This is a genomic window from Acidovorax sp. 59 (genome assembly GCF_002754175.1).
In the GTDB taxonomy this organism is placed as follows: domain Bacteria; phylum Pseudomonadota; class Gammaproteobacteria; order Burkholderiales; family Burkholderiaceae_C; genus Acidovorax; species Acidovorax delafieldii.
Genome location: NZ_PEET01000001.1, coordinates 3,001,597 through 3,024,222 on the forward strand (window position 1 = coordinate 3,001,597; position 22,626 = coordinate 3,024,222).

The following is a 22,626-nucleotide window of genomic DNA, read 5'->3' on the forward strand; positions in this document are numbered from 1 at the left end:
TCGGCTACTCGCCAGCGCCCACAGCCCCAGAGACAACCGGGCACTCTGGGTGCTGGCCCTGGCGGGCCATGACAAACGGCCTGGAGCCGGTTTTTAGGCTCCCTACCAGCGAAAACTGCCTCAAGCGCTACGAGTTATTGCCTGAGCAGCTATCAATTCAAGAGCAATCACCATGACCACTCCCCTGGATCTGCTCAGCAGACACGCCTGTTTTGGCGGCGAGCAGCGCTTTTACCAACACACCTCCACCACCATCGGCCTGCCGATGAAGTTCTCGGTGTACCTGCCACCCCAGGCACAACAGGGCCCTGTGCCCACCGTGTTGTACCTGGCGGGGCTGACCTGCACCGAGGAGACCTTTGCCATCAAGGCCGGAGCCCAGCGCCTGGCCGCCGAACTGGGCCTGGCCCTTATCGCGCCCGACACCAGCCCGCGCGGCGAGGCCGTGTTGGCCCTGCCCGGCGCCACGGCCAGCTGGGACTTTGGCGTGGGCGCGGGCTTCTACCTCGACGCCACGCAGAGCCCCTGGAACACCCACTGGCGCATGGAGAGCTACCTGCTGCAAGAGCTGCTGCCCCTGGTGGGCCAGCACCTGCCCATCGACGGGCAGAGCCTGGGCATCTTTGGCCACAGCATGGGCGGGCACGGCGCTCTCACGCTGGCCCTGCGCCACCCCGGCCGCTTCAAGACGGTGTCGGCCTTTGCGCCCATCTGCGCGCCCACCCAGTGCCCCTGGGGCGAAAAGGCCTTCACTGGTTACCTGGGCCCCGACCGCACCACCTGGCTGGAGCACGATGCCACGGTGCTGATGCAGCACCAGCCCATTGCGCCCTACCCGGCAGGCATCCTCATCGACCAGGGGCTGGACGACAAATTCCTGGCCGACCAGCTGCACCCCCACCTGTTCGAGGCCGCGTGCCAGGCCATCGGCCAGCCGCTCACGCTGCGTCGGCATGCGGGTTACGACCACGGCTACTACTTTGTGCAGAGCTTTGTGGGCGACCATTTGGCCCACCATGCGCGGGGTCTTGGCGCCGGACATTAATGCGCACTTAAGCAACTGGCAGCACACTAACGGGCTATGCTTTTGTCCCTGCGGCGCCTGCTGCCCTTTGCCCCGGCTTCACGCTCGGAGCCCCCCACCGCCTCCCCTGCCCCCCGCCCCATGCATCCTGCATGGGTGGTGGTGCTGGTCAGCACCTGGCTGGCTACGGCCTGCAACGTGCCGCTGTGGCAAGAGGTGGCCCAACTGCCCGGCCAGGGCAGCCTGCGTGGCTGGGGCTTTGCGCTGGCATTTGCGCTCATCGTCGCGGCGGGCAACGCCGCGCTGCTGAGCCTGCTGGCCTGGCGCTGGACGCTCAAGCCCGCCGTGCTGGTGCTGGTGCTGATGGCCGCGTTTGGCGCGTACTTCATGCTGGCCTACGGCATCGCCATCGACGCCAGCATGCTGGTCAACGTGATGCAGACCGACGTGAAGGAAGCAGGCGACCTGCTCAACCTGCGCATGCTGGGCACCGTGCTCATCCTGGCCGTGCCGCCCCTGTTGTGGCTGTACCGCCGCCCCGTGCAGCGCCTGACCGCGTTGCGCCATGTGGCGCACAACGGCCTGCTGCTGGCGGGCTCCATCGCCGTCATCGTGGTGTGCCTGCTGCTGGTGTTCCAGGACTTTGCATCGACCATGCGCAACCACACCAAGCTGCGCTACCTGATCAACCCGCTCAACAGCGTGTACGCGCTGGGCAACATTGCCACCAAGCCCCTGCGCATGGACACCAGCAAGATCCTGCCCCTGGGCCGTGACGCCCAGCTGGGCGCCAGCTACGCCAGCCAGGCCAAGCCCCCGCTGCTGGTGCTGGTGCTGGGCGAGACGGGCCGCAGCGGCAACTTTGGCCTGAACGGCTATGAGCGCGACACCACCCCCCGCCTGTCGGCCCGCAAAGACCTGGTGAGTGCTCGCAACGCCTGGTCCTGCGGCACCAGCACCGCCGCGTCGGTGCCCTGCATGTATTCGCACCTGGGCCGCACAGGCTACGAAGGCCGCTCGGCCAACTACGAAAGCCTGATCGACGTGCTGCACCACGCCGGCCTGGCGGTGCTGTGGGTGGACAACCAGTCGGGCTGCAAGGGCGTGTGCGACCGGGTGGGCGAGACCATCACCAGCACCCAGAAAGACCCAGCGCTGTGCGCTGGCGGCGAGTGCCTGGACCGCGTGATGCTCAAGGACCTGGACGCCCAGATCGCCGCCCTGCCCGCCGAGCAGCGCCAGCGTGGCACCGTGGTGGTGATGCACCAGATGGGCAGCCACGGCCCCGCGTACTACAAGCGTTCCGCGCCCGAGAACAAGAAGTTTGGCCCCGAATGCACCTCCACTGCCTTGCAGGAATGCCAGCGCGAGCAGGTGGTCAACGCCTACGACAACAGCATCGTAGAGACCGATCATTTCCTCGATTCAGTGCTCCAGTGGCTGGGAGCGCAGGAACAACATGCCCAGACAGCTATGATTTACGTAGCAGACCATGGTGAGTCGCTGGGTGAGAACAACATTTACCTGCACGGTCTGCCCTACTCCATTGCGCCCGACGTGCAAAAACACGTGCCCTGGATCACCTGGCTGTCACCCACCATGCAGGCGCGCACCCACCTCGCCACGGGCTGCCTGCAGCAAGACCTGGGCGAGCGACGCATTACGCACGACCACTACTTCCACTCGGTACTGGGCCTGATGGATGTGAAGACCGAGGCGTACAACACCGAGCTGGACATGTTTGCCGCGTGCCGCAAGCCCGCCGCGGCGGGCTGAGGCGGACCGAGGCGGGGCCAGTCGGACGGCCCCGGCAGCCCTGTGCCACAAAGGTGTGGCGCAGGGCGCAGCCAGCTCAGCTCCCTTGGGGCAACAACAGAATCTTGCCGATGCTGGCGCCAGACTCCATGCGCCGATGGGCCTGTGCAGCATCGGCCAGTGCAAACGTGCTGTCGATCACCGGCCGGATCACTCCAGCGGCCAAGGCTGGCAGCCACTGCTGGGCAAACCGCTGCACCATGGCCTGCTTGACCTCGGGCGGGCGGGACTTCATCACGGTGCCAAAAATCTGCAGGTGGCGGTACAGCAGCACATCCATGGGCAGCTCCGCACCCTGCGCACCGCCCAGCAGCCCCACCGACACCAGGCGTCCGCCGTCGGCCAGAGACCGCACGTTGCGCTGCAGGTACGGAGCCCCGATGAAGTCGATCAACACATCCACGCCCCGGCCCTGCGTGGCCTGGTCCACCACCGCCTGAAAGTCTTCGCTGCGGTAGTCGATGAACACATCAGCCCCGCAGCCCAGCACAGCGCCGCGCTTGTCGCCCCCCGCCGTGGCAAACACGCGCGCACCCGCCGCATGGGCCAGCTGCACGGCGGCCGACCCCACGCCGCCCGCCGCCGCATGGATCAGCACCGACTCGCCCGCGTGCAAGCGCGCCAGGTGGAACAGCGCCTCGTGCGCGGTCACGAACACCTCGGCCACGGCGCCAGCGGCTACCAAGTCCATGCCCGCAGGCACCGGCATGGCCATGCGGTGGTCAATGCGTGACAGCTCGGCGTAGGCACCCCCGCCCACGATGCCCATCACGCGGTCGCCCACGGCAAAGCCTTGCACCTCGGGCCCCATGGCGACCACCGTGCCCGCAATCTCCAGCCCCATGGTGTCGGCATCGCCAAAGTAGGCGCGACCATAGGCCCCTTTGCGGTGCAGCAGGTCGGCCCGGTTGACGCCGATGGCGGCGTTGCGCACCAGCAGGTCGTGCGGGCGCACCTCTGGGACAGGGATCTCGCGCGCCACCAGCACTTCCGGGCCGCCGAAGTCATCGAACACGATGGCTTGCATGGTGGGTTGGGGGTTTGCAGGTTGTTCGGCCGCTGGTGTGGACATGGGTGTTACTCCTCAAGCAATGGTTTCAGTGCCTTGAAGGATAGGGCTCCACGCAGTGATTCAAACGCAGCAATTTTGCTCTACAGCGATGCAAATTTGCATCACACTCACCCCTCATCCGCAACCTCCATACGGCCATGAACTGGGACGACACCCGCATCTTTCTTGCCCTGACCCGCGCGCCCTCCTTGCGCGCCGCCGCGCGCAGCCTGGGCGTGGACCAGGCCACCGTCGGGCGGCGGCTGAACGCGCTGGAGGCCGAACTGGGCGCCAAACTATTTCTGCGCGCCAAGGACGGCTACCTACTCACCGCTGCAGGCGAGACAGCGCTGGCCGCGGCCCGCCGCATGGAAAGCGCGGCCCTGGACCTGCGCACCCGCATCGAGGGCCAGGACACCAGCCCCGGCGGCCTGGTGCGCGTGACCAGCACCGACTCGATCGCCATCGACCTGCTCATGCCCGCCATTGAGCGCCTGCAACAGCACTGGCCCCACATTCGCGTGGACCTGGAGGTGTCCACCCAGTTGCTCAGCCTCAGCCGCCGCCAGGTGGACATCGCTTTCCGCAACGTCCGACCCGAGACGCCCGACCTCGTGGTGCGCCGCGTGGTGTCGTGGCCTGTGGGCCTGTTCGCCAGTGCGGGCTATGTCGAGCGTTTTGGCATGCCGGTGCCAGAGGACGAACTGCGCGGCCACCACCTGGTGGCCTACGCGCCTTACCTGGAGCAAAGCCCGTTTCTGACCATGGCGGGCGTGCCTGCGCGCCAGGCCAGGGTTGCACTGGCCGTGCGCTCCAGTCTGCTGGTGCGCAAGGGCGTGGCAGCGGGCATTGGCCTGGGTGAAATGCCGGTGTGGATGGGGGCGCGCGAAGGCCTGGTGCGCATCTGGCCCGAGCGCCGCCGGGCGACCGACTACGAGGTCTGGCAAGTCATGCACCCCGACCTGCAACGCACGGCCCGGGTGCGCGCCACCGCAGAGTTTCTGTCCGAGGCATTCCCAGTCCAGTAGACGCCCCAAGCCGATGGAGCCCGCCCCGCCGGGCCGGGCCGCCACTGCAGCACCGGATGCACCATACTCTGACGCAGACCCATACCCCTTGCGCCCCAACATGCCACACACCATTCACCACCAGGAACAGGACGCCAAAGGTGCGTTCTACATCGAGCACAACGGCCAGCGCCTGGCCGAGATGACTTACAGCCGCACCAACGCCACGATGATCATCGTGGACCACACCGAGGTGGACCCATCGCTCGGCGGCCAGGGTGTGGGGCGCGCGCTGCTCGACGCACTGGTCCCATGGGCCAGGGCCACAGGCACCAAGGTGGTCCCGCTGTGCCCATTTGCCAAGGCGCAGTTCGACAAGGACGCGTCTTTGCGGGACGTGCTGGTGTAAACAGGCCTGCCGACAGCGGTGCCCGCCCGAGGCGGTCCATTGCTGGTTACTGCGGGTCATGGCAAAGAACGCCCTTTCCCCGTGGATGGGCGGCGCAACCCGCGCGCATCGGTGGTGGAGTGACTCCAGTCCTGTCGGCCCACAGCCGCTGAAGACGCCAGGCGCCTTCAGGTAGAAAATTCCGCCATGAATCAAAGCGTCATTTACGCCCTGGGCGCAGCGGTGCTCTTCGGCGCCAGCACCCCATTTGCCAAACTGCTGACGGGCGACCTGCCACCGGTGCTGCTGGCAGGCCTTCTGTATCTGGGCAGCGGCCTGGGACTGGCCCTGGTGCGTGTGGCCCGCGATGGCGGGCTCAAGCCCTCTGGCATTCCCTTGAATGAATGGCCATGGCTCCTGGGCGCCGTGCTGTTTGGAGGCGTGGTGGGGCCGGTGGCGCTGATGCTGGGACTGCACTCCACCAGCGGCGCCACGGCTTCGCTGCTGTTGAATCTGGAAGCGGTGCTGACCGCAGTCATTGCCTGGTGGGTGTTCAAAGAAAACGCCGACCGGCGCATCGTGGGGGGCATGCTTGCCATCGTGGCGGGAGGCATTGCCCTGGGCTGGCAGACCGGCTCTCCGTGGCAACCCGGCGGCACGGGCTCCTGGCTGGTGGTCCTGGCCTGCTTGTGCTGGGCCATCGACAACAACCTCACACGCAAGGTTTCTGCCTCCGACGCGCTCTTTGTTGCCAGCATCAAGGGCCTGATCGCGGGGTCGGTCAACACCACGCTGGCCATCAGCATGGGCGCCGCCTGGCCTTCGTGGGCCACACTGTCTGCAACGATGGCTGTCGGCCTTTTGGGATACGGACTGAGCCTTGTGCTGTTTGTGCTGGCATTGCGCGGGCTCGGCACAGCCCGCACGGGAGCGTACTTCTCCACCGCGCCCTTCATGGGGGTGGTTGTGTCCTTGTTGGTGTTCTCGGAACCAACGTCATGGGTGTTTTGGATGGCCGCTGCGCTGATGGGCCTGGGGGTGTGGTTGCACCTCACGGAACACCACAGCCATGAGCACCAACACGAAGCGCTGGAACACGAGCACGAACACGAACATGACGAGCACCACCAGCACGCGCATGGCGTAGAGCATCGCGGCAGCGGCAAACACAGCCACCGACACACGCACCTGCCACTGAAGCACACACACCCGCACTACCCGGACATCCACCATCGGCATGTGCATTGAGACCGAACACCCGCTTGTGGCGGGGCCGTCCCTTTGCAGGCAGCACGGCATTCAGCGTTAAGCGCCCCCCAGTCATCACCAAGGGACGCGCCGTTGGCGAGCCCGCAGGGTGCGCAATTAGCGCAGTGCCATCCAGCCCTCCACCTCTCCCACCAAATGCGCCCGGAACACCTCGGCAATCGGTGACAGCTGCTTGCCCTTGGGCCAGACCAGGTGCCACTGCGACTGGATGGGAAAGCCCTGCACGTTGAGCACGGCAAGCCCCTCGTGGTGCGGGCCCAGGGCGTGGTGGGAGACGATGGAGACGCCCAGCTGGCCCTCCACCGACTCCTTGATGGCTTCGTTGCTGCCCAGCTCCAGCAACGCGCTGGGCGCAAAACCCAGTTGGCGCAGGTGGGCGTCAGTGGCCATGCGGGTGCCGGAGCCTTTTTCGCGCAGGATGAAACGCTCCGTCTGCAATTGCGCGAGCTTGATGCGCTTTTTGGCGGCCAGGGGGTGACCTGCGGGGGCGATGACAACCAGCGGGTTCGGCATGAGGATCTGGTCCTCCAGCGGCAAATCCACGGGCGGCATGGACATGACGTAGAGGTCGTCCAGATTGCTGCGCAGGCGGGTGATGACGTGGTCGCGGTTGAGTACCTCCAGCGAGATATCGATCTGCGGGTGCAGCTTGCAGAAGCTGCCCAGCAGGCGGGGCACAAAGTATTTGGCGGTGCTGACCACGGCGACCTTGAGGCGCCCGCTGGTGAGGCCCTTGGCGCCCGACACGCGCTGCTCGAACGCATCCCACTCGCCCGCAATGGCACGCGCAGTGCGGGCCAGGGCCTGTCCCGCCTCGGTCAGGTGTACACGGCGTGAGACCACCTCGTACAGCGGCAGGCCCACGGCCTGGGTCACCTCACGCAACTGCATGGAGGCCGTGGGCTGCGTGACATGCATGACCTTGGCGGCGGCGCTGACGCTGCCCGTCTCGGCCAGCGCCAGGAACAGTCGCAGCTGGCGAAAGGTGATGTTCATAGATTTTTATCTATAGATAACAGCGTTCGAATCGATTTTACTTTGCAGCCACACATCCCTAGCATCGGCTCCCAACAAGGAGTTGAATGATGCAAAGCTTGCTGGACCCCGCGATTTTGTTTTTTGCCCTGGGAGTGTTTGCGGGCCTGGTCCGATCCAACCTGGAGATGCCGGCGGCGATCTCGAAGTTCTTGTCCATCTACCTGCTGATGGCGCTGGGCCTCAAGGGCGGGTTTGCCTTGGCTGCTTCAGGCCTGACACCCAGTGTGGCCAGCAGTCTGGGGCTGGCGGTGCTGCTGGCCGTGGTGGTTCCTCTGGTGGGCTATGCGCTGCTGCGGCGGGTGCTGTCGGGCTTCAATGCGGCGGCGGTCGCAGCCACCTACGGATCGGTCAGCGCCGTGACCTTTGTGACGGCCACGCAGTACCTGGAGTCACAGCACATTGCCTACGGCGGCTATATGGCGGCAGCCATGGCGCTGATGGAGTCGCCCGCCATCATCCTGGCGGTGATGCTGGCCAATGCGATGCGGCAGTCGGTGGCAGTCACCGCCCCAAGCCCCCTCCTGCGCGTGCCACCGGTGGTCGCCATGGCGTCGGCAGGGGGCCCCGCACTGGGTGGCGCAAGCGCAGGCGGCGCGCCAGGCAAACCAGGGCCTCACCTGTCGGTGGGCAAGATCCTGCACGAGTCGTTCACCGATGGCACCCAGTTGCTGCTGCTGGGCGCCATGGTGATCGGCATGGTGACTGGCGATGCCGGCAAGGCGGCCATGCAGCCGTTCTCGGGCGATCTGTTCAAGGGCATGCTGTGCCTGTTCTTGCTGGACATGGGCCTGTCCACGGCTCGCAACCTGCCTGCGGTGCGCAAGCAGTCACCATGGCTGCTGGCCTACGCGGTGCTGGGGCCGCTGACGCACGCCAGTCTGGCCCTGGCGCTGGCCTGGCTGCTGCAGGTGCCCACGGGGGATGCCGTGCTGCTTATGGTGCTGGCCGCCAGCGCGTCCTACATCGCGGTGCCTGCCGTGGTGCGCTATGCCATCCCCGAAGCCGACCCGTCGCTGTACGTGAGCCTCTCGCTGGGGGTGACGTTTCCGCTGAACATCCTGGTGGGTATTCCGCTGTACACCCAGATAGTGCAGCGGGTGTGGGGGGGCTGACGAGGCAACGCATTGCGGCCTGCGGCGCGCAGTGCAAAGTGCACGGAGGCGGGCACGGGATCTAGAAGAGGCTCCCCTGCCCTTTCAGCAGCCCCGGCCTGAACTGCCCCAGGTCCAGCCCCTCGCGCTCCCGGTTGAGCCCCAGGCGGCGGCAGGTGTTGGCAAACCGCTGGCGCAGCAGGTCGGCCCAGAGCCCGCTGCCCTTCATGCGGGTAGCAAAGTCGCTGTCATAGGTCTTGCCAGCCGCGCGCTGGGCCCCGGTCAGGGGGTGCAGGTCTTGCACCCTGGCCATGACGCGCGCTGCGCGCTGCGGGTAGTGCACGGCGAGCCATTCGCGAAACAACGCATCCAGCTCCCACGGTAGCCGCAGCACCGTGTAGAACGCGGTGCGCGCACCGGCGTCGCGTGCGGCCTCCAGTACCTGCTCCATGTCTTCGGTGATGAACGGGATCTGGGGCGCCACGCTCACGCCCACCGGCACACCCGCCTCGGCCAATGCACGGATGGTGCGCAGGCGCCGGTGGGGCGCGGCGGCGCGGGGTTCCATGCGGCGAGCCAGCGCAGCGTCGAGTGTGGTGATGGTGATGTACACCGCCGCCAAGCGCTGCGCTGCCAGCGGGGCGAGCAGGTCCAGGTCGCGCTCCACGCCGCTGGATTTGGTGATCAGCGAAAACGGGTGGCGCGCCTCGCGCATCACTTCGATCACGCTGCGCGTGAGCTTCAGGTCGCGCTCCACGGGCTGGTAGCAGTCGGTGGCGGAGCCGATGTTGAGCAAACGCGGCACGTAACGCGGCTGTGCAAGCTCTTGACGCAACACCTGCGCCACGTTGTGCTTGGCCACGATCTGCGTCTCAAAGTCGAGTCCGGGCGAAAAATTGAGGTAGCTGTGTGTGGGACGGGCGTAGCAGTAGATGCAGCCGTGCTCGCAGCCCCGGTAGGGGTTGACCGAGAGTTCAAAAAAGATGTCTGGCGAGTCGTTGGCGCAGATGGCGCTGCGTGCCGTCTCGAAATGCACGCGGGTGGCGGGTGAGGGGCTGGCGCAGGCTCCCTCGTCGCCCCCGCCCCATGCATCACCCTCTTCAGCACCCCCGCCGTTCGGCTTGCCATCCTGAGCCGTACCCGTGCCACCCTGCTCCACGCCCTCGGCCCTGCCAAGGGCGCGCGGATGGCTCCACCCATCATCTGCACGTTCGCGCTGGTCTTTGGCAAAGCGGTGGGCTATGGCCGTGGCGGCACCGCGCCCGCGGATGGCCTGCAGCGGAATGCGGATGTCCTGCGGCCGTGCAGGCAGGTCGTCGTCGGGAGGGTCAAGTGAACTCATGGCGATCGAGTGGTGGAGCAGCATGCACGATAAAACTGTTTATTTATACAGTATTTATCCACCACCCACAAACCCGCCCTCTGGCAAAGCCCCAATTCGGTGCAAAGCCTTGCACCAATTCCTGGCGCACTTCTTGCTTCAACTTGGTGCAAATCTGTGGCGTCGGATGAAAACGCACCAGAGTCGATCAATCACTATCGCGAGGACGTTATGGAAGCACTCAAACAGGGCACGGATGCCTTGTTCATCTTGCTCGGGGCGATCATGGTGTTGGCCATGCACGCCGGGTTTGCTTTTCTGGAGCTGGGCACAGTCCGCAAAAAGAACCAGGTGAATGCACTGGTCAAGATCCTGGTGGACTTTTCGGTGTCCACGGTGGTCTATTTTGTGGTCGGCTACACAGTCGCCTACGGCACGCATTTCTTCATCGGTGCCGAATCGCTGGTGCAGCAAAGCGGCTATGCGCTGGTCAAGTTCTTCTTCTTGCTGACGTTTGCGGCCGCCATTCCGGCCATTGTGTCGGGCGGCATCGCGGAGCGCGCCAAGTTTTGGCCGCAACTGCTGGCAACGGCAGTCATCGTCGGCTTTGTGTACCCGTTTTTTGAGGGTATTGCCTGGAACCAGCATTTTGGTGTGCAGGGCTGGATCAAGGCGCTGACGGGCGAAGAGTTCCACGACTTTGCGGGCTCGGTGGTGGTGCACGCCATGGGCGGCTGGATTGCGTTGCCGGCGGTGATCCTGCTGGGCTCTCGCGCCAACCGCTACCGCAAGGACGGTGCGATCTCGGCCCACCCGCCGTCCAACATCCCGTTCCTGGCGCTGGGCGCCTGGGTGCTGGTGGTGGGCTGGTTCGGCTTCAATGTGATGAGCGCGCAGACCGTGGACAAGCTTTCGGGCCTCGTCGCTGTGAACTCGCTGATGGCCATGGTGGGCGGCACGCTGGCCGCCCTGGTGCTGGGCAAGAACGACCCCGGCTTTGTGCACAACGGCCCGCTGGCGGGTCTGGTGGCCGTGTGTGCGGGCTCGGACCTCATGCACCCGCTGGGTGCGCTGGTGGTCGGCGCGGTGGCCGGGGCCATTTTTGTGCTGATGTTCACCCTGACGCAAAACAAATGGAAGATCGACGACGTGCTGGGCGTATGGCCGCTGCACGGGCTGTGCGGCACCTGGGGCGGACTGGCTGCGGGTATCTTTGGCAGCAAGGCGTTGGGCGGGCTGGGCGGGGTCAGCCTGTCGGCCCAGCTCATTGGTACCGGCATGGGCGTGCTCTGGGCCCTGGTTGGCGGCGTGGTGGTGTACGGCATCCTCAAGCAGACGGTGGGTATCCGCCTGACACAGGAAGAAGAGTTTGACGGCGCCGACCTGAGCATCCACAAGATCAGCGCCACGCCCGACCGCGAAGTGAGCTGGTAGCCAGCCCAACCGGCGGCGGCCCGGACCCGGCACCACGCCTGGTGCAGGGCCCAGCCGTCGCCTTGGCGCCCCGTCTGACATCGCCTGGGCCGGCGCACGGCTATACCTGAGCCCTGCGCCCCAGCGGCTCCACGGTCACAATCGCGCCATGTTGTCTTTGCCCTCCTTGTCCTTGACCCTGCGGGCCCGCCCCGGCTGGCTGGGCATGGCGCTGGTGGTGGTTGCCATGGCCCTTGCCGGTTGTGCGGGCCTGCCCAAGGATGTGGACCGCCCGGTGTCGGCAGCCTGGTCGGCCCCTGGCGATACCCCCCTGGGCCAGTTGGTAGCAGCACGCAGGGTCACCGAAGGGGCGCGGCACGCTTCGGGGTTTGCGCTGCTCAGCGGCCCGCAAGCCGCCTACAGCAGCCGCCTGGCACTGGTGGACGCCGCACAGAAAACCCTGGACCTGCAGTACTACGCGATCCACGCAGACGCCAGCAGCGAACGCCTGCTGCTCAGCGTGATGGCAGCAGCCCAGCGCGGCGTGCGGGTACGCGTGCTGCTGGACGACTTCCACAGCACCGGGCGTGATGCGCAGGTGATGCGGCTGGCGTTTGTGCCCAACATCGAAATGCGCATGTTCAACCCCCTCACGGGCGCAAGGGGGTCTCCCATTGGTCGCATGCTGGGCCTGCTGGGCGACTTCTCGCGCGTGCAGCAGCGCATGCACAACAAGCTGTTCATTGCCGACAACGCCATGGCTGTGACCGGGGGCCGCAACCTGGGTGATGCCTATTTCGGCAATGCCGACTCGGGCAACTTTGTGGACCTGGACGTGCTGGCTGCAGGCCCCATCGTGCGGGACCTGTCGCGCAGCTTTGACAGCTACTGGAACAACGAGCGCGCCTACCCGGTGCAGTCGCTCATCACGCAGGGCGAGCTTGACCACCTGCGCGACAGCATCCGTGTGGCCGACGAAGGGCGCAGACGCCGTGTCGCAGGCCAGGGTGGCACCAACGCCCCAGACCGTCTGCCGCCCGATATGGGGCCAGGCAGCACCGCTGCGCAGCGGGCACGCATCTGGAACTACGAGCCCATGGACCTGGAGCGCACGCCCTTCGTCTGGGCTGCGGCGGCCGTGCTGGTGGACCAGCCTGCCAAGATCCCGGCCGACAGCGCAGGGATGGGCAATGGGGCTGCTCTGGCCTTGGCAGCACCGCCGCCGGGCCCAGGCGCCAGCGCCGCCGCAGGGGCGACCCCCAGCCCCAAGGCCGCTGCTGCCGCCTTGGTCTCGGGGTCCCGCACGATACCGGCGGCCGACAGCGCGGCAGCCTCCCCACCCCGCGTGCTGCCGGCGGCCGATAGCGCCACCGCATCTTCCAACGGCGCGTCACCCGACAGCCCCCGCGCAAGCCCCGAAGCCACCGAGGCCCAAACCGACACCGTGGTGGACGGGCTGTTGCAGCTCATGGGCCAAGCGCGGCGCGACCTGCTCATCATCTCGCCCTACTTTGTGCCGGGGCCGGACATGGAGGCCGCCTTTGCGGCGGCAAGGGCGCGCGGCGTGCGGGTGCGGGTGCTGACCAATTCGCTGGCCTCCAACGACGCGCCCATTGCGCATGCCGGCTATGCCCGCCACCGGCCGCAGCTGCTTGCCATGGGGGTGGAGCTGTACGAGATGCACAGCGAACTGCCAGGGGTGCTGCGGGGAGCGCTGGGCGTATCGGGCAGCATGGGCGGCGGCGCGGGTGCCGTGGGTTCGCAAGGCAGCTCGCGCGCCATGCTGCACTCCAAGCTGATGATCGTGGACGGCCGACTGCTGGCGGTGGGGTCGATGAACCTGGACATGCGCTCGCAGCGGCAGAACACCGAGGTGGCGCTGCTGATCCGCAGCACGGAGCTGTCTCGCCGCGCCCTCACTCAGATCGACACGGCGCTGAAAGAATCCGCGTGGCAGGTGCAGGCCACCGACCAGGGCCTGCGCTGGCGCGCCCCCGAGGGCAGCGGGCTGCCAGACGCCACGACCGAGCCCGACGCCAGTGCCCCGCTGCGGCTGATGCTGCAGCTGCTGGGCCCCCTGGCGCCCGACCACCTGCTGTAGCGGCGGCCTGAGAACCCGTCCTAAGCGCCGTGGGCGCTCTGGGCTTGCGCCTGCAAGTCCGCCACCCACACGGTGATCGCCCGCTGGTCCGTCATGGTGCGCACATGCTGGTACGCCACCTCGGCCTCGGCAAACCGGCGGCGCAACAGGTTAAGCCATTGCTTCAGGCGCCCCGCGCGCTGGCGCGGCTCCAGGTCGTCGCACACCAGCTGCCAGAAGGCGGCCAGGTGTGGCACGAGATCGGCCCACACCACGGTGTCCGTGTCCGGCCGCCCAGCATCGGCAGCGCGAATGGCGCGTGCAAGACCGGGGTCCGCCACGATGCCTCGGCCCAGCATCAGCGCGTCGCAGCCCGACACTTCACGGCAGCGCTGCGCGTCGGCCACCGTCCAGATCTCGCCATTGGCCACCACCGGGATGGAGACCGCCGCGCGGATGGTGGGGATGTGCTCCCAGTAGGCCGGTGGGCGGTAGCCGTCGGCCTTGGTGCGCGCGTGCACCACCAGCTCGGCAGCGCCCCCTGCCTGCATGGCCTGGGCACATTCACGCATCAGGTGGGTGTCGTTGAACCCCAGGCGCATCTTGGCCGACACCGGCAGGTGCGCCGGCACGGCGCGGCGTACCGCAGCCACTACGGCCGCAATGCGCTCAGGCTCCTGCAGCAGCGCCGCGCCACCGCCGTGGCGATTGACCACCTTGGCGGGGCAGCCGAAGTTCAGGTCGATCCCCTCGGGGCCCAGCGCCGCCAGGCGCGCCGCGTTCTCGGCCATGCTGACCGGGTCGGAGCCCAGCAACTGGGCCCGCACGGGCACCCCGGCCAAGGTACGGCTGCCGTTGCGCAGCTCGGGCACGTAGCGCAGGAACACCTTGTCGGGCAGCAGGGTGCCGGTGATGCGGATGAACTCCGACACGCAGCGGTCCACGCCGCCCACGCGGGTCAGCACATCGCGCAGCACAAAATCCAGAAGCCCCTCCATCGGGGCGAGCAGCAAGGTCATCTCAGGGGGACTGCTGGCTCGATGAGCCCTCTCCGAAAAAAGAGCCTCCTCAGGCACTCAGCAGCAAAAATCAAACAAAAATAGCACCAAGCGCTAGTGCAATATGCCCAAGCAGCTATCAAATAAGGAGCAATTGCGCAGGCATGCGGCGCTTGAGGCAGCGCCAGCCAGCCCACGATTGTGATGCAGGACATCCCAAGGGGTCATCACGGCGTCACGCCCGGCTGGTGGAATCGTCGCTCCAGAGACCGACCGCCACGGAGACACCCCATGCTGCTGCAAAAAACCGACAAAGCCCGCCTGGAACTCTCGCCTGGTGTGCGCACCCTGAGCCTGCGCGAACGCTCCCTGCTCCTGCTGGCCGACGGCAAACCGCTGTCAGACCTGCAAGCCATGTACAACGGCATTGGCGCGCAGATTGTCGAGAACCTGATGCGCCAGGGCTACCTGACCGGTCCGGCAGACCTGCCGCCCACGCCGGAGCCCACCGCCCCCTCCATCGAGCGCCCGGCACCGGGTGAGTCCCTGCGGTCGCTGGCCGGTGCGCGCATGTACCTGTTTGACACCTGCGAGCGCCTGTTTGCGCGCCGCGACCCCGTGCTGGCACAGCATTTCCGCGAGGCGCTGCGCGCCGCCAAGGACCGCACCAGCATGCTGGACGTGGGCGAAGCCATGTTTGAAGAAGTGGCACTCGCTGCAGGCGCCGAGCGTGCCGCCAGCCTGCGTGAGCGGCTGGACCAGCTACTGCCAGCCAGCCCGGTGGCTGCAAACTTTGCCACTACGCAGCCTGCGCTGCTGGATTGAGCCGGTCTGTGCGGGTTCAGGCCGCAGCCAACCGCCACAGAGACGTGACCTCGGCCGCACGCGCAGCGTGCAGCGCATCCTGCGCGTCGGCAGCCTTGGCATGCACCGGCTTCACATCGTGGCGGCCACGCACCACCAGGCCCGCCTCGGCAATCCAGGCCAGCAGATGTTCGCGCGGGCGCAGGCCCAGGTGTTCGGCCAGGTCCGACAGGATCAGCCAGCCCTCGCCGCCGGGCTCCAGGTGTGCCGCCAAACCTGCCAGAAAGCCCTTGAGCATGCGGCTGCCTTCGTCGTACACGGCGTGTTCGATGGGCGAGTTGGCGCGCGCCGGCACCCAGGGGGGGTTGCACACCACCAGCGGCGCCCGGCCCGGTGGAAACAGGTCCGCTTGCTGCAACTCGACACGGTCGAGCAGCTGCAGGCGCTGCAGGTTCTCGCGCGCACAGGCCAGTGCCCTGGGGTCCTGGTCGGTGGCCACCAAGCGCTGCACGCCACGGCGCGCGAGCACGGCCGACAACACCCCCGTGCCCACGCCAATATCAAACGCCAGGGCCTTGCTGGGCAAAGGTGCTGCTGCCACCAGCCCCACGTATTCGCCACGCACCGGCGAGAACACACCATAGTGCGGGTGAATGCGGTTGAGCGGCGGGGCACCCAGCGCAGGGATTTCGACCCCTTTCTTGCGCCATTCATGCGCGCCCACCAGCCCCAGCAGCTCGCGCAGCGTGGCCACCGAGCGCTCGCCGGTCGCAGGCCCCCAGGCCTCTGTGCAGGCCTGGCGCCAGTCGGGCGCGCGACGCAGCGCAATGCTGTAGTCCCCCTCCAGCGGAATCAGCACCGACGCCAGCACCCGCGCGCGCTGCGCTTGTGCCTGGCGGTGCAGGTGAAACGCTTCGGCCGCCGTGGCCGCCGCCAGTTTCTGAGACGCCTTTGCAGCCGCCTTGCGGGGCTTTTTGTCGGCCCGGCGCATCAGCGCTTGCAGCAGGTGCCGCGCGTTCTGGAAATCACCCTGCCACAGCAACCCCGTCCCCTCACAGGCCATGCGGTAAGCCGTGTCGGCGGCCAGCGTGTCGTCAGCCCCCTCTACCCGGCGCGGTGCTGAGGCGCCACTCTCGGAGCGCCACAGGGCTTGCTGGGGCTGGCCTTGGTGGGTCCAGTGGATGGTGGAAGGATTTGTTGGCATCAGAGTCTGACAGTGCCGCGCACAGTCCGTAGTATGGGAAACAGGCGCGCGGCAGGCCGGGCATGCCGAGCAAGGGCCGCCCCGCAGCGAAGGCATCGTCCCCCTGCCCGCGCAGCGCAGCGAAGCCAGAGCGGAGGGAACGAGCGCAGCGACGCAGGGGGGTGTCGTCGCACTTTATGCGTTGATCGGGCGCTTCAGGCGCACTTCTTCGATCTTCACGCCGCCGATCACGGCGGTCTTGGCAGTGGACAGCTCGCGCTTGAAGCCGGCCAGCTCATGAAAGCGCAGCGCGCGTTCATTGCGCAGCGGCACCCAGGCGGTGACGTTGGTGCAGCCTTCTTCTTGCAGGCCATCACGAGCAGCGTCCCACAGGGCCAGGCCTACGCCCTGGTTCCAATGGGTGGGAGCCGCGTAGATGGCCCAGATTTCACCAGTGGTGGGGCGGGACTTTTCATCGCGCGAGCGGTCGTAGCCGACAAAGCCGACGATCTTCTCGCCATCGACCGCCACCTGGACCTGGGGCTCGCAATATTCAATGGCCTCGCGCCAGTAGGCCTGGCGCTTTTCGACCGACATGGATTTCAACTGCTCGTCTGGCACCAGTCCTTTGTAAGCCTCTTGGGCAGAGACAGTGTGGATCTGGGCGATGGCTTTGGCATCGCGAAGCGTAGCGGGACGAACCTGGATACTTGACATGAAAAAACCGAACGAAAACGGGGAATGAAAAAACAAAAGGACCGGCATTGTCGCCGCAAACGGTTTTTCCACCCTGACAGGCGGGTAGCGCAGCCCTGTCGGTCACGCCTCCCTGCCTCGCTTTTCGCCCCCCACGCCCCGCATGCGCAGGGGCCCGCAGCCGACCCTCAGGCCATGACCATGGCGCCCGACAAGGCGCTCCCCGCAGCCGCAGTGGCCGCTGCCGCTGCGCGCTGCACCATCGCGCGCTTGTTGCGGGGGCGGGGCACATGCACTGCCGGTGGGGCGCCGTTGATGGCCGCGAGGCTGAGCACCAGGGTGACGGTGCGCGAACCGCCATCGCGGTCTTCGCTGGCATACGCACGGTAGCTGCCGTTGCCCTGGCCATGGCTGCGCTGCACCGTATGGAACGCCACCCGCGCCCCCGTCACCCGGTGGCCGCCAAAGGGCAGCACCCGGAGGCGCGCGTCGCGGTCCAGTGCCAGGCCCAGGTTGCCCGGCCGGTTGATCAGGTCGGTGCGGATGCCACGCCAGGTCTGCCCAGCGTCGGCCGAGAACTGCCAGGTGCCAGCCTGGGCGTCCAGGTGCTCGATCACCACGCCGGCTGCCGCCAGCATGTCGGGGCAGTGCTCCTGCACGATGAGCGCCACGCTGTTGCCCCCCAGGCCCGTGCCCGCATGGGCTGCGCCAGGGTTGGCCGCGGGTCGTCGTTCGCTGTGGTGCAGGCCTGCTTCGGAGGTGCTGGCGCCATGGGTGTGTGCATTGATCGTCATGGGAACCCTTTGAAAACGGAGAGTGGTTACGAAGGTTTGCGCATTGGTGCGCACCCAAAGTGCTTTTCAATGCTTGACGGAAAGTCTAGAAAGTGCACATCCGTGCGTCCATCGCACAAATGGACTAGCCCGCAACACCCGGTTGTGCGCAATACTTGCCTGTATGACTGCCCGTCTTTTGCTTGTGGATGACCACACCCTGTTCCGCACGGGGCTACGCCTGATCGTGCAGGACCACCCCAGCGTGGGCAGCATTGCCGAGGCCGGATCGATCGCCGATGCCTGCGCGCTGCAGCAGGCGGAGATCGACCTGGTCCTGCTGGACATCCAGTTGCCCGGCATGAGCGGGCTGGACGGCCTGCGACTGTTGCGACAGGCGTGCCCCCGGGCGCGCATCGTTCTGGTGTCGGCCAGCGTGGCACCCGATGCCATCCACGAAGCGCGCGCGCGCGGGGCCGATGGCTTTTTGCCCAAGTCCGCCAGCGCCGAGGACATCCTGGAGGCCATCAGCTGCGCACTGTCAGGCCAGCCGTGTTTTCCGATCAACAGCGGCAACAGCGCCACGGTGCGGGGGCCCGACACGCCATCCCTCACGGCACGGCAGCTGGATGTGCTGTCGCTGCTGTGCACGGGCAGGCCCAACAAGGTGATCGCCCGCGACCTGGGGCTGAGCGAGAACACGGTGCGTGTGCATGTGGCGGCCATCTTTGCGCAGCTGGGCGTCAACAGCCGCAGCGCTGCGCTGCTGGCGGCCCAGCGCCTGGGCCTGTCCACCCCGCAGCTTCATGACCCCCTCTGAAACCAGTCCGCTGCCCCTCGAACCGGTGATACCACCCACACGCTGGGGCTGGCCGGTGTGGGAGCGCGACGAGGTCCTGCGCGAACAGGTAGCCCTGCTGCGACAGAACTTTCCGATGACGCTGCTGGCATCGCTGGCCACGGCCCTGGGCACGCTCTGGGTCATGGCCCGCGTGGCAGACACGCAGGCCATCACCGTATGGCTGGTCTCGCACACGCTGGTGGTGGCCGGGGTGTACCTCACGCTGCGCAGCATTGCACCGTTTGTGGACCCGGCGCCGCAGGCCGCGCGCAAGCTCATCGCCTGCATGGCGGCCATGGGCCTGAGCTGGGGCAGCCTGGGCTATGTGGTGCTGTACTGGGGCAACTCCGACAGCGTCATCTACGCCATCGGCATCATCAGCACCGTCTCGTCGGGAGCGCTCGGGCTCGGCGCGCCACTGTACCGGGCCTACGTCACCTACCTCACCAGCGCCATCGGCGGCGTGATGCTGTCAGTGGCGTTGGCGGGCGGGCCCGTGATGTGGCCTGCGCTGTTCCTGACCGGGGTGTATTACGCGCTGACCTGCCTGCAGGCACGCACGGCCGACCGTGCCACAAGGCGCAGCATTGCGCTCAAGCTGGAAAACGAACGCCTGGTCAGCCAGCTGCGGGCCGAGTCGCAGCGGGCCCTGGCGGCCCAAGAAGCCGCCGAGCAGGCCGACCGCGACAAATCCCGCTTTCTGGCGGCTGCCAGCCATGACCTGCGCCAGCCCTTGCATGCCATGGGTCTGTTTCTGGAATCGCTGCACCGCAGCCCGCTCAATGACCACCAGCGCACCGTACTGAAACATGCGCATGCCGCATCAGGCGCTGCGGCCGAGATGCTCACCACCCTGCTCGACTACTCCCGGCTGGAGGCCGGCGTGGTCAAGGTGCGGCCAGCCGCGTTTGCGGTGCAGCCCCTGCTCACTGCGCTGGAGCAGGAGTTTGGCGTGCAGGCCGACACGGCCGGCCTGGTGTACCGCACCCGCGAGACCTCTGCCGCCGCGTTTGCCGACCGCTCCCTGGTCGGCCTGGTGATGCACAACTTCATCTCCAACGCCTTGCGCTACACCGCCCAGGGCGGTGTACTGATTGCCTGCCGCACGCGCGGAAAGCGGCTGGCGCTGGAGGTGTGGGACACCGGGGCGGGTATCCCCGAGCACCAGTGGGAACACATCTTCAAGGAGTTCCACCAGCTCGGCAACCCGGAGCGCGACCGCCGCAAGGGCCTGGGCCTGGGCCTGGCCATCGTGCAGCGCCTGGCGCGTGAAATGCGGACCTCCGTGGAGTTGCGCTCGCAGCCTGGCAAGGGGTCTGTCTTCAGGCTGTGGCTTGACCGCTGGCAGGGAGCGCTGGAGGACGATGCCACCACACCCCAGGACGGCCGCAGCCTGGTAGGCCTGAAGGTGCTGGCCATCGACGATGACGAGGCCGTGCGCCTGGGCATGCAGTCATTGCTGCAAAGCTGGGGCTGCCAGTGCATGACGGCAGAATCCAGCGCAGACGCCCTGGAAGTCCTGGAGGACGTGACGCCCGACATCATCATCACCGACTTCCGTCTGCGCCATGAAGAAACCGGCAAACAGGTACTGCAGGCGCTGCGAGCCTACCTGGGAACCAACGTGCCCGCGATCATCATGACGGGTGACACCTCGCCCCAGCGCCTGCGCGACGCGCAGTCCACCTCCGCGTTGCTACTGCACAAGCCGGTGTCCACCGGCCAGCTGCGCGATGCGATGGTGCAGCTCATCACCCAACCGCCGCTGCCTGCTGCCAGGGTGGACGACGAACCGGAAGACGGTCAGACAGCACCCGGGCAACTCACACAAAGCACTACAACCAGCGGCGCAGCAGCCCCATGACCTGGTCGAACTTTGCCCCATAGGGCGGATAGAACAGCGAGCCCATGGCCCAGCGCGACTGCACCAGCACCGACTTCTGGTGGCAGAAGCGCAGAAATCCCTGCTCGCCGTGGTAAGCGCCCCAGCCACTGTCGCCCACACCGCCAAACGGCAGGTTGTCGTGCGCAATGTGCATCAGCGTGTCGTTCACCGTCACCCCGCCGCTGACGGTGCGGCGCAACACGTCGTCGCGCACGGCCTCGCTCTGGCCAAACCAATAAAGCGCCAACGGGCGGGGCCCGCTGTTGATGTGGGCAATGGCATCGTCCAGCCGCTCGTACAAGATCACGGGCAGGATGGGACCAAAAATTTCCTCCTGCATGAGCTGCATTTGCGAGGTGGCACCAAACACCAGCGTGGGCAGCATCTGGCGGCTTGCACCGTCGCCCAGCGTTCCCACGGTGGGCACCACAGGTTTGCCGTCGGTAGGGTCGATCGTGTGCACCTCTGCCCCTTGTGTTTGCGCCTGCTGCAGCATCGTGCGCAAACGGGCATGGTGGCGGGGCGTGATGATGGAGGCGTAGTCGGCGTTGCCCTCGATGGTGGGGAACAGGCGCGCCACTGCGGCCCGGTAAGCCTGCGCAAATTCGCCCTCACGGCCGCGCGGCAGCAGCACGTAGTCGGGGGCAATACAGGTTTGCCCCGCATTGAGCAGTTTGCCGTGCGCAATCTTGACGGCCGCGTCCGCCATGTCGCAATGGCCGTCGATGATGCAGGGCGACTTGCCGCCCAGCTCCAGCGTGGTCGGTGTCAGGTTCTGCGCTGCCGCCTGCGCCACCTTGCGGCCCACCGCCGTGGAGCCTGTGAACACCAGATGATCGAAAGGCAACGAGGCAAAGAATGCGGACAGGTTGGCGTCTCCCTGCACCACACAGAATTCGTCGGGGGCAAAGAACTGCGCCACCAGTAGCGCCAATTGGGCCGAGGTATGGGGCGTCAACTCGCTGGGCTTGAGCATCACGCGGTTGCCCGCAGCCAGCGCGGTGATGGCAGGTGCCAGGGCCAGTTGCACCGGGTAATTCCACGGTGCAATCACCCCCACCACCCCCATGGGCTGGCGCTGGATGAAGGCGTGGGCCGGCTGAAGGTGAATCGGCGTATGCACCTTTCGGGGCTTGACCCACTTTGCCAAGTGGCGCAGCGTGTGCGACAGCAAGGTGCGCAGCACCAAGAAGTCTGCCACCTCCGTGAGGCGGGGTGACCGCATGCCAAAGTCGGCCTGCACGGCCGCCGCCAGCACAGGCCCATTCTCATCGAGCAACTTGCGCAAGCGCAGCAAACGCTCTCGCCGCACGAGCAGCGGCACGTCCACGTGCGCACGGCTGGCCTGGAACTGAAGATCGAAATGTGCGCGGATATCGGCTGGTGTCATGGACGGATGATAGGAGACACCCCCGATGGGCGCGTCACAAAAAGGCAGGCGCCCTAGGGTTGACGCCCGTAGGCTTACGCTCGTACCACGGGGCTCTCATGCAATGGGGTTGGTGGCAGCCAAAGTGCAGCGGCCGCCACTGCCACGTCAACGCACTTCGCGTGCTTCTACGTCAGTGACCTGTGCCGCCCCCGGCAGGATGCCGCCACGGCGCGATGCGGCGGCGTCTTCACTGGCGCCTTCAGGCGCACTATTGCCTCGGCGGCCAGCAGACCACCGCTGCGTAGACCGAAAGACCGTGCTGAAGCCTGTGCGTGGGTCCACACCCATCACCCACGGCGTCACCGGTCGTCCTGTCAGGCGCGCCCAGCCTGCACGCAGCACCCACACCAGCGCAAGCAACATGGCTGCGACCAAAAGGCTGGCAAACAGGACCAAGCCCATGGCAATGACGACCAGACGCAACAGAAAGCTCACGACACCCGCAACAAAATCATTCAAACGACACCTCTCCTTCACAACTTGGGATGCAGATTGCGGTGCTGAATCACACCGCAAC

General features: G+C 66.7%; 20 protein-coding genes. 11 read left to right on the forward strand and 9 right to left on the reverse strand.

From position 1 onward, the window contains the following. The first annotated feature begins 172 nt into the window (after positions 1-172). Both fghA and CLU87_RS13660 read left to right on the forward strand, forming a co-directional pair. The gene (fghA, locus tag CLU87_RS13655) at positions 173-1,045 is read left to right on the forward strand and encodes an S-formylglutathione hydrolase (RefSeq protein WP_099730774.1); all 873 of its coding nucleotides are present in this window, start codon (positions 173-175) and stop codon (positions 1,043-1,045) included. Between the two features lie 36 nt (positions 1,046-1,081). Next, complete coding sequence (locus tag CLU87_RS13660; RefSeq protein ID WP_099730775.1) at positions 1,082-2,800, forward strand: phosphoethanolamine transferase; 1,719 nt, start codon at positions 1,082-1,084, stop codon at positions 2,798-2,800. Positions 2,801-2,876: 76 nt separating this feature from the next. On the opposite strand, the gene CLU87_RS13665 is transcribed toward CLU87_RS13660, so the two are convergent. Next, the gene (locus CLU87_RS13665) at positions 2,877-3,911 is read right to left on the reverse strand and encodes an NAD(P)H-quinone oxidoreductase (RefSeq protein WP_233193783.1); all 1,035 of its coding nucleotides are present in this window, start codon (positions 3,909-3,911) and stop codon (positions 2,877-2,879) included. 137 nt (positions 3,912-4,048) lie between these two features. On the opposite strand from CLU87_RS13665, the gene CLU87_RS13670 reads away from it, so the two are divergent. The 3 genes from CLU87_RS13670 to CLU87_RS13680 all read left to right on the forward strand — a co-directional run bounded on the left by CLU87_RS13670 (position 4,049) and on the right by CLU87_RS13680 (position 6,533). Continuing rightward, the gene (locus CLU87_RS13670) at positions 4,049-4,918 is read left to right on the forward strand and encodes a LysR family transcriptional regulator (protein ID WP_099730777.1); all 870 of its coding nucleotides are present in this window, start codon (positions 4,049-4,051) and stop codon (positions 4,916-4,918) included. A 100-nt stretch (positions 4,919-5,018) separates the two neighbouring features. Further along, complete coding sequence (locus CLU87_RS13675; protein ID WP_099732178.1) at positions 5,019-5,306, forward strand: GNAT family N-acetyltransferase; 288 nt, start codon at positions 5,019-5,021, stop codon at positions 5,304-5,306. Between the two features lie 186 nt (positions 5,307-5,492). Then, positions 5,493-6,533: a DMT family transporter gene (locus tag CLU87_RS13680; RefSeq protein ID WP_099730778.1), complete on the forward strand. Its 1,041-nt coding sequence runs from the start codon at positions 5,493-5,495 to the stop codon at positions 6,531-6,533. A gap of 117 nt (positions 6,534-6,650) precedes the next feature. Here the strand turns inward: CLU87_RS13680 and CLU87_RS13685 are convergent, their stop codons facing one another. Then, positions 6,651-7,550: a LysR family transcriptional regulator gene (locus tag CLU87_RS13685; RefSeq protein WP_099730779.1), complete on the reverse strand. Its 900-nt coding sequence runs from the start codon at positions 7,548-7,550 to the stop codon at positions 6,651-6,653. Between the two features lie 89 nt (positions 7,551-7,639). Between CLU87_RS13685 and CLU87_RS13690 the strand changes: the two genes are divergently transcribed. Further along, a complete protein-coding gene (locus tag CLU87_RS13690; RefSeq protein WP_099732179.1) occupies positions 7,640-8,704 on the forward strand; it encodes a sodium-dependent bicarbonate transport family permease in 1,065 nt (354 codons plus the stop codon). Between the two features lie 61 nt (positions 8,705-8,765). Here CLU87_RS13690 and CLU87_RS13695 read toward each other — a convergent pair whose 3' ends face one another. Next, complete coding sequence (locus tag CLU87_RS13695; RefSeq protein ID WP_099732180.1) at positions 8,766-10,025, reverse strand: PA0069 family radical SAM protein; 1,260 nt, start codon at positions 10,023-10,025, stop codon at positions 8,766-8,768. A gap of 210 nt (positions 10,026-10,235) precedes the next feature. On the opposite strand from CLU87_RS13695, the gene CLU87_RS13700 reads away from it, so the two are divergent. Then, entirely contained in the window at positions 10,236-11,438 is a 1,203-nt protein-coding gene (locus tag CLU87_RS13700) for an ammonium transporter (protein WP_099730780.1), read from the forward strand. A gap of 148 nt (positions 11,439-11,586) precedes the next feature. Further along, positions 11,587-13,518, forward strand: coding sequence for a phospholipase D family protein (locus CLU87_RS13705; RefSeq protein ID WP_099730781.1), 1,932 nt, complete (start codon positions 11,587-11,589; stop codon positions 13,516-13,518). 20 nt (positions 13,519-13,538) lie between these two features. On the opposite strand, the gene CLU87_RS13710 is transcribed toward CLU87_RS13705, so the two are convergent. Next, the gene (locus CLU87_RS13710) at positions 13,539-14,516 is read right to left on the reverse strand and encodes a tRNA-dihydrouridine synthase (protein WP_099730782.1); all 978 of its coding nucleotides are present in this window, start codon (positions 14,514-14,516) and stop codon (positions 13,539-13,541) included. 270 nt (positions 14,517-14,786) lie between these two features. Here CLU87_RS13710 and CLU87_RS13715 point away from each other — a divergent pair, with 270 nt between their 5' ends. Next, the gene (locus tag CLU87_RS13715) at positions 14,787-15,320 is read left to right on the forward strand and encodes a hypothetical protein (protein WP_099730783.1); all 534 of its coding nucleotides are present in this window, start codon (positions 14,787-14,789) and stop codon (positions 15,318-15,320) included. A gap of 16 nt (positions 15,321-15,336) precedes the next feature. On the opposite strand, the gene CLU87_RS13720 is transcribed toward CLU87_RS13715, so the two are convergent. The 3 genes from CLU87_RS13720 to CLU87_RS13730 all read right to left on the reverse strand — a co-directional run bounded on the left by CLU87_RS13720 (position 15,337) and on the right by CLU87_RS13730 (position 17,972). Further along, entirely contained in the window at positions 15,337-16,503 is a 1,167-nt protein-coding gene (locus CLU87_RS13720) for a class I SAM-dependent methyltransferase (RefSeq protein ID WP_099730784.1), read from the reverse strand. A 174-nt stretch (positions 16,504-16,677) separates the two neighbouring features. Continuing rightward, on the reverse strand, positions 16,678-17,199 hold the full coding sequence (locus CLU87_RS13725) for a GNAT family N-acetyltransferase (RefSeq protein ID WP_056065189.1): 522 nt from the start codon (positions 17,197-17,199) through the stop codon (positions 16,678-16,680). A 167-nt stretch (positions 17,200-17,366) separates the two neighbouring features. After that, entirely contained in the window at positions 17,367-17,972 is a 606-nt protein-coding gene (locus tag CLU87_RS13730; RefSeq protein WP_099730785.1) for a hypothetical protein, read from the reverse strand. Between the two features lie 163 nt (positions 17,973-18,135). Between CLU87_RS13730 and CLU87_RS13735 the strand changes: the two genes are divergently transcribed. Next, the gene (locus CLU87_RS13735; RefSeq protein WP_099730786.1) at positions 18,136-18,771 is read left to right on the forward strand and encodes a response regulator transcription factor; all 636 of its coding nucleotides are present in this window, start codon (positions 18,136-18,138) and stop codon (positions 18,769-18,771) included. Further along, on the forward strand, positions 18,758-20,656 hold the full coding sequence (locus tag CLU87_RS13740; protein WP_099730787.1) for a hybrid sensor histidine kinase/response regulator: 1,899 nt from the start codon (positions 18,758-18,760) through the stop codon (positions 20,654-20,656). The genes CLU87_RS13735 and CLU87_RS13740 overlap by 14 nt, the downstream gene beginning before the upstream one ends. Here the strand turns inward: CLU87_RS13740 and CLU87_RS13745 are convergent. Together CLU87_RS13745 and CLU87_RS13750 are read right to left on the reverse strand one after the other, a co-directional pair. Further along, positions 20,628-22,067 (reverse strand): coniferyl aldehyde dehydrogenase, encoded by a 1,440-nt coding sequence (locus CLU87_RS13745; RefSeq protein ID WP_099730788.1) that lies wholly within the window; start codon positions 22,065-22,067, stop codon positions 20,628-20,630. The two genes, CLU87_RS13740 and CLU87_RS13745, sit on opposite strands and share 29 nt — an antisense overlap. Positions 22,068-22,214: 147 nt before the next feature. Next, a complete protein-coding gene (locus tag CLU87_RS13750) occupies positions 22,215-22,568 on the reverse strand; it encodes a hypothetical protein (protein WP_099730789.1) in 354 nt (117 codons plus the stop codon). Between the last annotated feature and the right edge of the window lie 58 nt (positions 22,569-22,626).

Coding starts and splice junctions, on each gene's coding strand:
- CLU87_RS13720 (WP_099730784.1), bottom strand. CDS start 16,503: ATGCCAACAAATCCTTCCACCATCCACTGGACCCACCAAGGCCAGCCC.
- CLU87_RS13695 (WP_099732180.1), bottom strand. CDS start 10,025: ATGAGTTCACTTGACCCTCCCGACGACGACCTGCCTGCACGGCCGCAG.
- CLU87_RS13660 (WP_099730775.1), top strand. CDS start 1,082: ATGCTTTTGTCCCTGCGGCGCCTGCTGCCCTTTGCCCCGGCTTCACGC.
- fghA (WP_099730774.1), top strand. CDS start 173: ATGACCACTCCCCTGGATCTGCTCAGCAGACACGCCTGTTTTGGCGGC.
- CLU87_RS13700 (WP_099730780.1), top strand. CDS start 10,236: ATGGAAGCACTCAAACAGGGCACGGATGCCTTGTTCATCTTGCTCGGG.
- CLU87_RS13710 (WP_099730782.1), bottom strand. CDS start 14,516: ATGACCTTGCTGCTCGCCCCGATGGAGGGGCTTCTGGATTTTGTGCTG.
- CLU87_RS13740 (WP_099730787.1), top strand. CDS start 18,758: ATGACCCCCTCTGAAACCAGTCCGCTGCCCCTCGAACCGGTGATACCA.
- CLU87_RS13690 (WP_099732179.1), top strand. CDS start 7,640: ATGCAAAGCTTGCTGGACCCCGCGATTTTGTTTTTTGCCCTGGGAGTG.
- CLU87_RS13730 (WP_099730785.1), bottom strand. CDS start 17,972: ATGACGATCAATGCACACACCCATGGCGCCAGCACCTCCGAAGCAGGC.
- CLU87_RS13715 (WP_099730783.1), top strand. CDS start 14,787: ATGCTGCTGCAAAAAACCGACAAAGCCCGCCTGGAACTCTCGCCTGGT.
- CLU87_RS13670 (WP_099730777.1), top strand. CDS start 4,049: ATGAACTGGGACGACACCCGCATCTTTCTTGCCCTGACCCGCGCGCCC.
- CLU87_RS13675 (WP_099732178.1), top strand. CDS start 5,019: ATGCCACACACCATTCACCACCAGGAACAGGACGCCAAAGGTGCGTTC.
- CLU87_RS13685 (WP_099730779.1), bottom strand. CDS start 7,550: ATGAACATCACCTTTCGCCAGCTGCGACTGTTCCTGGCGCTGGCCGAG.
- CLU87_RS13680 (WP_099730778.1), top strand. CDS start 5,493: ATGAATCAAAGCGTCATTTACGCCCTGGGCGCAGCGGTGCTCTTCGGC.
- CLU87_RS13725 (WP_056065189.1), bottom strand. CDS start 17,199: ATGTCAAGTATCCAGGTTCGTCCCGCTACGCTTCGCGATGCCAAAGCC.
- CLU87_RS13705 (WP_099730781.1), top strand. CDS start 11,587: ATGTTGTCTTTGCCCTCCTTGTCCTTGACCCTGCGGGCCCGCCCCGGC.
- CLU87_RS13735 (WP_099730786.1), top strand. CDS start 18,136: ATGACTGCCCGTCTTTTGCTTGTGGATGACCACACCCTGTTCCGCACG.
- CLU87_RS13745 (WP_099730788.1), bottom strand. CDS start 22,067: ATGACACCAGCCGATATCCGCGCACATTTCGATCTTCAGTTCCAGGCC.
- CLU87_RS13665 (WP_233193783.1), bottom strand. CDS start 3,911: ATGTCCACACCAGCGGCCGAACAACCTGCAAACCCCCAACCCACCATG.